This is a genomic window from Micromonospora sp. SL1-18 (genome assembly GCF_047921505.1).
In the GTDB taxonomy this organism is placed as follows: Bacteria; Actinomycetota; Actinomycetes; order Mycobacteriales; family Micromonosporaceae; genus Micromonospora.
The window spans coordinates 26,065-35,397 of record NZ_JBLROA010000065.1 but is presented as its reverse complement, the minus strand read 5'-3'; the positions used below and the strand labels follow the sequence as shown (position 1 = coordinate 35,397).

Genomic DNA, 9,333 nt, shown 5'->3' with positions numbered 1-9,333 from the left:
ACCAGGTCAGAGCCGCGATCAAGGCTCTGACCTGGCTGCATGTTCAGACGTCGATGGTCGCTCGTGGTCATCGTTGGTCGACATTTGACGGCCTGACGGCCTGACGGCCCGGAACGGCCTGATCTTGGCGCGAATCTCACCACGAGCGTCCCCGCTCCTGCGGCCACACGGCGTGCCTCATAGCCACCTCCGCCGTGAGTCCCACACACCGTGGAGCTGGCGCCTGATTCCTCGCGAGCGCCCTTTGAGCTGTGCGGTAGGTGGTAGGACGGAGGGTAGATTTCACAAAGCCGACAGGACGGGCGCGCCGATGACCGCCGGCCACACAGCCGACCTGCTGCGGAACCAAGCCGAGCCGCAGCGCGCCACCTACGTCGAACTCTTCTTCGACGTGATCTTCGTCTTCGCGCTGACCCGGCTCTCGAGCACTCTGTTCACCAACCTCACCTGGCTCGGCGCCCTGCACACCGTGATCCTGGTCGCCGCGTTCTGGTGGGTGTGGGTCTTCACCGCCTGGACCACCAACCGCCTCAACCCCGCCCAGCCGGCGATCCAACTCGTGATCATCCCCATCATGCTCGGCACCCTGATCATGGCCGGCGCGGTGCCTACGGCATTCGCCGGGAGCGGCATGATCTTCGCTGCCACCTGGGTCGCCATCCAGGTCGGCCGGACCTCCTTCGTCACGTTCGCGCTGCGCGGCCAGGAGGTGGCGACCGGCTCGCTGCAGCAGCTCATCTGGTCCTGCTTCGCGGGGGCCCTGTGGATCGCGGGCGCATTTACCCACAACAAGACCCGAGTGGTGATCTGGCTTCTCGCTGCTGTCCTCGGCTACACCATGAGCCGGCTGGAGTACCGCCTGCCCAAGCTCGGTCCGGCCCGGATCACCACGCAGCCGGTCTCCGCAGAGCATGTCGCCGAGCGCTACCAGCAGATCATGATCGTCGCGTTCGGGGAGACGATCCTGGCCGCGGGCGGGCAGTTCGCCGCGGCCGGGTTCGAGCGGGACCGGGTGATCGCGTTCGTGCTGGCGTTCGCCATCACCACGCTGCTGTGGCGAATCTACTTCTACCGGGCGGGCCTGCTCCTCCCGGCCGTGATCGCCGCGAGCACCACCCCGGCGGTGTTGGCTCGGTCCGCCTCGTACGCCCACCTGCTCATGGCCGGCGGCATCGTGCTCAGCTCCGTCGGCGACGAGATCATCATCACTCACCCGTTCGCCGAGCCCAACCTGGTCTGGTCCACCGTCATCCTCTGCGGACCGGCGATCTACCTGGCCGGACGGGCCCGGCTCGACTACCTGTCGTTCAGCCGCGTCGCCTATTCCCGGGTGTCTGGTCTGCTCCTGCTCGTCGCGCTGGCGCCCGTGGTCGCGTTCCTGCCACCGATCTACATCGCCGTCGTGGCCGTCGTCATCCTCACCGCAATCGCCGTGTCCGACACCATCTCCTGGCGATTCCGCCCCAGCAAGCCCACCCCGCCACACCCGCCCCGCAGTCGATATCTACGCCCATAGCACCCGTGGAACGCGCAGGACATCGGAACGGTCGCGGCGGGAGAAGACGGAAACGATGGCAGCGCGAGAGGAAACACCCCAGGCGCCGACGGGCCGGCACCGGCCGGGCTAGCTCGGCTTCGGTTTCCTCTGGATGGTGTCCGCGGCGGGCACAGGGGGTTGCTGTTCACCCCCGATTACCTTTTTGATCGTCCCCAGCCGGGGACTGCTCGGTCGCCCGACCGGGTATGACTGGTTGCCCCTGTCGTACGGATGATCCGGGGGTGTTGTCGCCGGGTCGGGTTGCGTCGGCGGACCGCTGATAGGGATCCGGCGTCCGTGGCTGGCCCTTCCTGTAGTCGTCTCCGCCCGTACCTCATGGTCCAAGGCTGTTGCTGTCAACTGTTGCTGTCAGCCGTTGCGCCCGGTCCCAGAGACGTCGACGAACATGCATCGCTCAAGAGCCGTCAGCTCTTGTGGGTGAGGACGTTGATGACCCTGCCGTTGGGGTCACGCATGAAGAAGCGTCGGACTCCCCATGGTTCGTCGGTGAGTGGGTGCACGATCTCAGCGCCGGCGTTACGGGCGGCCTCATGCGCGGCATCGACATCATCGACCTCCACCGACACGTCCGGAATGACCGGTGCGGTGGCGTCGTGGGTCATGAGACTCAGCTGGGCTTGCGGGTTGGCGCGATCGCTCAGGGTGACGATCCAGCCCATGTCCATGACGACCTCAAAGCCAAGTACCTCGACGTAGAAGGCGGTGGCCGTCGTGATGTCTTCGGTTGCAAGGTCGGGCATTGTGCGCTTTATGGCCATGAGGGCCATGGTGCCTCGCGGCAGCCTCGTCGACCAGGACTGCCCCGTGTTGTACGGCTGGCGCTCGCCCTTCACGGGGTCCATTCGTCAGTCGCCCACCAGGTCGCAACCTCGCCGTAGGCCGGGCTTATGCCACTGGCCCTCGTCGTCCATGGCATCGGGCACGCGTCGGGACGCCACAACGGGCATGAACCTGTACCGTGCCTGGGTGCCAGTCAAGCTTGTGTCGCGTTTCCCAGTTGACGATGTGGAGCTGAGCGGCCTTCATGCGCGGGCCTTCGGCGGCGACGTCGAGCAGGTGACACCGTGGGCCGAGCGCCTTGGGCGGTACGCACTGACCTGGGTTGGCGCGTTCAACGCCGGTCGTCTGGTGGGCTTCGTCCAGGTCTGCTGGGACGGTGGCGCACACGCATTCCTGCTCGACACCGCAGTGGACCCGGACTGGCAGCACCGGGGACTTGGCACGGATCTGGTCCAAGCCGCAGTCGACGACGCTGCGGCTGCCGGTTGCGAGTGGCTGCACGTCGACTTCGAGGCACACCTGGAGCCGTTCTATCTGGAACGATGTGGGTTCCGCCCGACAGCCGCAGGCCTGTTGCAGCTCAATCGGACACCCAGCGGCTGACCTGCTGCCGGGTGCTGCGTGCACGGCCAGCATTGTCGGAATCGCTACCATAGGCTGTCGATCATGCACGGGTTCACCGATGTCGACCGCCAGTCAGACCCGTACTCGTGGGCGGCCGTCCTCGACCGCCTAGCCAAGGAGCCCTTCTACCAGGCATACCAGCAGCGGGTACGTGAGCTGCTACATCCGGCGCCTGGCCGTCGTTACCTCGAAGTCGGCGCTGGCACAGGAGCAAGCGCTGTCCAGCTGAGAGATGAGCACGGTGTCAGCGTGGCAACCGTCGACTACGCGCAGGCCATGTCCATCGCAATGCGCGCCCGCGGCCTGGCTCAGTGCGCCGTCGCCGATGCCCATCACCTGCCATTCCTCAGCCGTTCCTTCGATGGGGCATGGGCCGATCGCAGCGTGCAGCACCTCGCCGATCCCCATGCCGCGATCAAAGAAATCATCAGGGTCGTCCGGCCTGGTGGCCGCGTAGTTTTGGCGGACCCCCACTACGACACTCAGGTACTCGACATCGCCGACCAAAGCTTGGCCCGACGCGTCCTGAGGTTCCGGGCTGATGTCCTCCTCCGTAACGGCACGCTGGCTCATCAACACGCCGGCCTCCTTGCCGCGCAGGGCCTGGTCGACATCACCGTCGAAGCCCGAACTCTCGTGGTCCGTGACCCGACCGCTGTCGACAACGTGCTCGGCCTCCGCAGCTGGGCTGACACGGCCGCTCAACACGGCTGGCTTGACCCAGCCGAAGCGCGCGCCTTCGAAGACCAGTTCGACGAAGCCGTCACTGCCCACCGGTTCACCTACGCAGTCACGTTCTTCCTCACCGCCGCCACCGTCGGTGGAGACGAAAGCACCCGCCAGTGAATTTGGGAGGCATTGCCGGTGGGGCAGACTCACCGCCCCGCCGACCAGCCCACGACCTTGCGCCTCGCGTGCGCCCGGCCGGAGCTGGTGCACCGAAGTCGAGCACCGCCGCCTGTAGGACGCCCTGGCTGAGCGGTAGCTCTGATTGATCCGCCGGGCCTTCGTCGGTCAGGACGACGTGCGGCGGACCTCCGGTAGGCCCAGCCAAGACGCCAGCGCCGTCAACTCCCCGTGCACCGCCGCGGTGACCTCCGGGTTGAACGCGACGTCCTCGTGCATTGCGTCCACGCGCAGGATCCCGGCCTTCCGGTCGGCCGTCGCGTCCACCTTGCCGACAAGCCGGTCGTGGTGCAGCACCGGCAGCGCGAAGTAGCCCCAGCGCCGCTGCGCCTTCGGCACGTACATCTCCAGGCGGTACTCGAAGTCGAAGACTTCCAGGGCGCGCTTGCGGTCGTGTACCAGCCGGTCGAACGGGGACAGCAGCGCGGTCCGGCCGGCGAACGGCGTGCCGTCCAGCGCGGCCGGGGCGATCCGCCAGAGGCCGGACGTACCCTCGATCTCGGCCGGTTCGCCGGCCTCGCCAACCACCGTTGCGCGGGCGACGCCGAGCGAGCGGAGCAGCCGCTCGTCTCGGATCCGGCGGGCCTCCTCGGCGGATACGGCCGGCGTGCCCGGCGGGTAGACCCGCTCGGCGAGGTCCCAGATCCGCTGGCGCCCGACCCGGCCCGAAATGGCGATCTCGCCGCACGCGGCGAGGAACTCCAGCATCTGGGTCACGTTGCGGTTGTTGGTCCAGCCGGTCGACGGCCAGGGCACCACGCTGCGGTCCGGCACGTCCCGGCTCGGCAGCGGCCCGGAGTCGCGGAGCAGATCCAGCACGTACCGGCGAAAGCTGTCGTTGGTCGCCAGCCAGTCCTGGCGTCGGGCGTCGCCCGGCCAGGCCACCATCTCGGCGAGGTACAGCCTCAGGTCGGCCATCGGCCGCACCATCGCCCGGTGCTCGAACAGGGCGCGCTCGCCCTCCAACGCCCGGGTCAGGTCGCTCGGCCGGTACGCAGCGCCGAGCCGGGTCCAGGCGACCAGGTCGGCGTTGGGCGCCACGGCGGCCGTCGGGTCGAGCTGGAGGAACGTCAGGCGGTCCACCACGGCCAGCAGGTCGGTGGGCCGGTGCGCGTCGAGCAGTTGAGCACGGACGGCGACCCGGCGGGCGGTGGCGCGGTCGAGCCGGTGCGGGGACATGCGGCGAGGCTAGTACGCCGGTCGGACAGTGCCGCTCGGGCGAGCCGTCGCACGTCCTCCGCTCAGGCGGACCAGCTCACGGTCCGGGCCGCCCGGTCGTAGTGTCGGGCCAGTTCCGCGTCGATTCGCTCGGCGCGGGCCTCGCCGAGCATCACCCCCGGGTCCCGCCACGGTCGTGCGGTGAGCATCCGGTGACGCAGGCCGGCCGGCGGGTGAGTGGCGAACAGCGACGCCTGCTCCCGGATGGAGAGCTGGCGCACCAGCGGCAGTTGCTCGGCGGCACCGGCCAGCGACCGGTTCATCCCCGCCCGCCACACGGCCGGGCCGTGCCCGCCGTGGGCTCCCTGGCGGACCACCAGCGCCACCGACTCGTGGCTGAGCAGCACGTCGAGCAGTCGGGTCGCGCCCGCCGTGCCGGCCACCCGGGCGGACATCTCGTCGGCCAGGTACTCCGCCCGATGGCTGTCGCGCAACGCGGTGCAGACCAGCACCAGGTGACCGAGGAAGAGCAGGCGGGACACGAGCCACGACAGGATCCGGCCCAGCCACTCGCCGATCAGCTCCAGCAGCCCGCCACTCTGTGTGCCGTGCGTCGGGCGGAACAGGTCGGCGGCGTTGCCGAGCATCGTCAACGCCGGGTCGGTCACCAGTAGCCGCCGGACGTCGCCGTTGACGAAGTGACCAAGCTCGTGGCCGAGCAGGGCGACCCGCTCCGACCCGTCCAGCGCGCCCCACAGCGGCAGCCCGAGGCAGAGCACCCGGCGCCGGCGCAGCCCCACCGCTGTCGCGTACGCGTTGATGTGGCTGTCGACGCCGATCACGTGCGGTGCCGGCGCGCCGATGGCGGTCGCCACCTCCTTGACCAGGGTGTGCAACTCGGGTGCCTCCTCCCGGGTGAGCACCTCCATGTCTGGGTCGATCCGGCCGAACCGAGGTCGCAGCGCCACCGCCAGCCCGATCAGTGCCAGCCCGAAGACGATCGCGAAGTTCGGGAACGGGTACGCGACCACCAGCCACACCCCGAGTACGGCCAGCGCCAGCACTCCGACCAGGAGCAGCAGCGAGACGATGACGGTCACCGTGCCGGCCAATCCCAGCCCGGCCGATTCCAGCGGACGACCGACGAGCGCGGCGTACTGCTGGCGGGTGAGCCGGGCGGCGAACCGGTGGGTCCGTCGGTCGATCCAGGACCACCCGAACTCGGGTGTCTGGCGGGCGCGGTCGTAGCTGTCGAGGTTCCATTCGCACCGTGCGCACCAGGGCATCGCCTCGCGGATCGACACCGTCGGCGTGCCGCAGTCCGGACAGGCCCCCGTACCGGCCGTCGTGGTGATCATGGCCACCGATCCTGCCGGGAACCGTCCGTCGGCGGTACCCGCCGTTCAGCGGAGCCGCTCAGCCGGGGCACGGCAACCGTTCCAGTGGGGGCGGCGCGGTGGCTGGGCCCGCCACCTGGGAAAAGTACGCCTTGTCTTTTCCGTTCGGCCCTCGGGCGGCCCGGAGCACGTCTACTTTGGAGTGCATCGGCGACTATTTGCGGCGTTCCGGTGGCGGCCGGGCGCTTCGCGTTGCACAGTGATCGCATGAGCGACAACGGAAGTGGTGGGCACTACTACTGGTGCACGCGACACCACCGGGTCGAGACCGATGCCGACGTGTGCCCCGCGAAGCACGTTCTCGGACCGTACGCCTCAGCCGCCGACGCGGAGAACGCCCTGCAGCAGGTGCGGGAGCGCAACGAAGCGTGGGACGCCGAGGACGCCCGTTGGGCCGGGGAGGACAGGTAGACGGCGCGGGACGGCCCGCGTCGAGGTACTCGTGCTCCGCGAAGGCGGAAGCACGCCCCCAAGGAGGGAACCCAGATGGCCGAAGCACAGCAGGCCACCACCCGCCCGGCCACCGCCCGTAGGACCCCGAAGCGGACCAGCGCGGCCACGGCCCGCACGGCCACGGTCACCAAGGCGTCCCCTAACGCCTCGGGGGCCGGCGCCGGCCGGGTGCCGGCGAAGAAGGCGGTTGCGAAGAAGGCAGCCGCCAGGAAGGTCGTGTCGGCGGCGCGGAAGGCGCCCGCGCAGAAGGCGCCAGCGACGAAGACCACCGCGAAAAAGGCGCCGGCGAAAAAGGCGCCGGCGAAGAAGGCCCCGGCGAAGAAGGCCCCGGCCAAGAAGGCTGCCGCCAAGAAGGCGCCGGCTACGAAGACCACCGCGAAGAAGGCGCCGGCGAAGAAGGCGGCCGCCAGGAAGACCATCACGGCGGCGAAGAAGGGCCCTGCGAAGAAGGCCACGGTCGCGGCGAAGAAGGCCGGACCGGCGGCGAAGAAGGCCCCCGCCCGGACCACGGCCGCCACCCGGAAGGCCACCGCCACCGGAACGAAGGCCACCGCCGCGGTGAAGAAGGCTGGCCCGGCGGCGAAGGCCGCCGGGACCCGCCCGGCCGGGGGCGCCCGCAAGGCGGCGGCGAAGAAAGCTCCGGCGAAGAAGACCACCGGTACCGCCTCGACCGCCGCGCGCAAGGCGCCGGGCAGGAAGGCGACCTCCGCCGCGTCGTCCGTGAGCGGCATCGAGGCCAGGACGAGTACCTCGACCGGCACCCACAAGCGGCTCACCGCCGCTCGGAAGCCAGCTGGCACGAGGGTCGTCGCGGGCCGCTCGACGGCCAAGCCGGGGAGCAGCCGGAGGACGACCGGCTGACCACCCCGGGTCCGCCCGCCGACCGATGCTGCCGCTGGCGACAACTCCAGCCCGGCGCTGGTGGGCGGATCTCGCGCGGCGCTGTCAGGATTGACGCCGTGGTGATCCGACGCGTACTGGCGCCCCGCATCGACTTCGGCGCGCTGCGCCGCGAGCTGGGACTGCCCGAGAGCTTCCCGACCGCGGCGCAGCGCGAGGCCGAGCAGGCGGCCGCCGCGCCGCTGCTGGCCGTCGCCGACCGGACCGACATCCCGTTCGTCACCCTCGACCCGGCGGCGTCGCGGGACCTCGACCAGGCGATGCATCTCACCCGCCGGCCCGGTGGCGGTTTCCGGGTCCGGTACGCGATCGCCGACGTCGCCACCCACGTACGCCCCGGCGGGGCGCTGGAGGAGGAGACCTGGCGCCGGGGGCAGACCGTCTACCTGCCCGACGGCAACGTGCCGTTGCACCCGCACACGCTCAGCGAGGGGGCGGCCAGCCTGCTGCCCGACGCCGACCGGGCGGCGGTGGTCTGGACCATCGACTTGGACACCGACGGCGGCACCGTGGGCGTCGCGCTGGAACGCGCCCGGGTCCGCAGCCGGGCCAAGCTCGACTACGTCGGCGTGCAACTCGCCGCCGACGCCGGTCGGCTGCCCGAGCCGATCGCCCTGCTCCCCGAGATCGGCGCACTGCTGACCGCGCGCGGGCTGCGTCGGGGCGCGGTCAACCTGCCCCTGCCAGAGCAGGACGTCGAGCCGGACGGCGACGGCTGGCGGCTGGTGCTGCGTGGGCCCGGCCCGATGGAGGACCACAACGCGCAGATTTCCCTGCTGACCGGGATGGCCGCCGCCGACATCATGCTCGCCGGCCGGATCGGGCTGCTGCGTACGATGCCCGCGCCGAAGCCGGAGGCGGTCGACCGGCTGCGGCTGGCCGCCGGCCCGCTGGGCGTGCCCTGGCCGGCGGGGATGTCGGTCGGTGAGGTGCTGGCCGGGCTGGACGCCTCCCAGCCCCGAGCCGCGGCCTTCGTCGACCAGGCGGCCGAGCTGATGCGCGGGGCCGCGTACACCGCCTTCGACGGGCAGCTTCCCGAGCAGCCGGAGCACGGCGGGGTGGGGGCCGCGTACGCCCATGTCACGGCGCCGCTGCGGCGGCTGGCCGACCGGTACGCGACCGAGGTCTGCCTGGCCCTGCACGAGGGCCGGGAGGTGCCCGACTGGGCCCGTGCGGCGTTGCCGAAGCTGCCGGAGGTGATGACGAGCACCGACCGGACCGCGTCGGCGGCGACCCGGGGCGCGGTCGAGCTGGCCGAGGCGGTGCTGCTCGAACACCGGGTGGGGGAGGTGTTCGAGGCGGCGGTGCTGGACGTGGACGTCCCCCGGCCGACCGTTGAGCTGCCCCGGCAGCCGGGGGACACTTCCGGGCAGGACCGGCCGTCGGGCAACGGCGCCGCGAAGCCGGCTCGCCGGCCCGGCGGTACGGTCGCCCTGGACGAGCCGCCGGTCCGCGCCCGGTGCCACGGTGAGCTGCCGCTCGGCGAGCGCGTCGCGGTCCGCCTGGTCTCGGCCGACCCCATCCACCGCAAGGTCCTCTTCGAACGCGCCTGACGCC

The 9,333-nt window shown here is 70.7% G+C and carries 9 protein-coding genes; 6 read left to right on the top strand and 3 right to left on the bottom strand.

The window, feature by feature from the left end; translation table 11 throughout:
• The first annotated feature begins 310 nt into the window (after positions 1-310).
• The gene (locus ACNAW0_RS24680) at positions 311-1,516 is read left to right on the top strand and encodes a low temperature requirement protein A (protein WP_416290374.1); all 1,206 of its coding nucleotides are present in this window, start codon (positions 311-313) and stop codon (positions 1,514-1,516) included.
• A gap of 446 nt (positions 1,517-1,962) precedes the next feature.
• On the opposite strand, the gene ACNAW0_RS24675 is transcribed toward ACNAW0_RS24680, so the two are convergent.
• Positions 1,963-2,316 (bottom strand): VOC family protein, encoded by a 354-nt coding sequence (locus ACNAW0_RS24675; RefSeq protein WP_416290373.1) that lies wholly within the window; start codon positions 2,314-2,316, stop codon positions 1,963-1,965.
• A 208-nt stretch (positions 2,317-2,524) separates the two neighbouring features.
• Here ACNAW0_RS24675 and ACNAW0_RS24670 point away from each other — a divergent pair, with 208 nt between their 5' ends.
• Positions 2,525-2,941, top strand: a complete 417-nt coding sequence (locus tag ACNAW0_RS24670) for a GNAT family N-acetyltransferase (RefSeq protein WP_416290372.1) — start codon at positions 2,525-2,527, stop codon at positions 2,939-2,941.
• A gap of 63 nt (positions 2,942-3,004) precedes the next feature.
• Positions 3,005-3,808: a methyltransferase domain-containing protein gene (locus tag ACNAW0_RS24665; protein WP_416290371.1), complete on the top strand. Its 804-nt coding sequence runs from the start codon at positions 3,005-3,007 to the stop codon at positions 3,806-3,808.
• Between the two features lie 168 nt (positions 3,809-3,976).
• On the opposite strand, the gene ACNAW0_RS24660 is transcribed toward ACNAW0_RS24665, so the two are convergent.
• Positions 3,977-5,047, bottom strand: coding sequence for a DNA glycosylase AlkZ-like family protein (locus tag ACNAW0_RS24660; protein ID WP_416290370.1), 1,071 nt, complete (start codon positions 5,045-5,047; stop codon positions 3,977-3,979).
• A 62-nt stretch (positions 5,048-5,109) separates the two neighbouring features.
• Positions 5,110-6,384: a M48 family metallopeptidase gene (locus tag ACNAW0_RS24655; protein ID WP_416290369.1), complete on the bottom strand. Its 1,275-nt coding sequence runs from the start codon at positions 6,382-6,384 to the stop codon at positions 5,110-5,112.
• A 246-nt stretch (positions 6,385-6,630) separates the two neighbouring features.
• On the opposite strand from ACNAW0_RS24655, the gene ACNAW0_RS24650 reads away from it, so the two are divergent.
• The 3 genes from ACNAW0_RS24650 to ACNAW0_RS24640 all read left to right on the top strand — a co-directional run bounded on the left by ACNAW0_RS24650 (position 6,631) and on the right by ACNAW0_RS24640 (position 9,329).
• A complete protein-coding gene (locus ACNAW0_RS24650; protein ID WP_123241265.1) occupies positions 6,631-6,834 on the top strand; it encodes a hypothetical protein in 204 nt (67 codons plus the stop codon).
• Between the two features lie 75 nt (positions 6,835-6,909).
• Positions 6,910-7,737: a histone gene (locus tag ACNAW0_RS24645; protein WP_416290368.1), complete on the top strand. Its 828-nt coding sequence runs from the start codon at positions 6,910-6,912 to the stop codon at positions 7,735-7,737.
• Between the two features lie 98 nt (positions 7,738-7,835).
• The gene (locus ACNAW0_RS24640; RefSeq protein WP_416290367.1) at positions 7,836-9,329 is read left to right on the top strand and encodes an RNB domain-containing ribonuclease; all 1,494 of its coding nucleotides are present in this window, start codon (positions 7,836-7,838) and stop codon (positions 9,327-9,329) included.
• Positions 9,330-9,333: the final 4 nt, after the last annotated feature.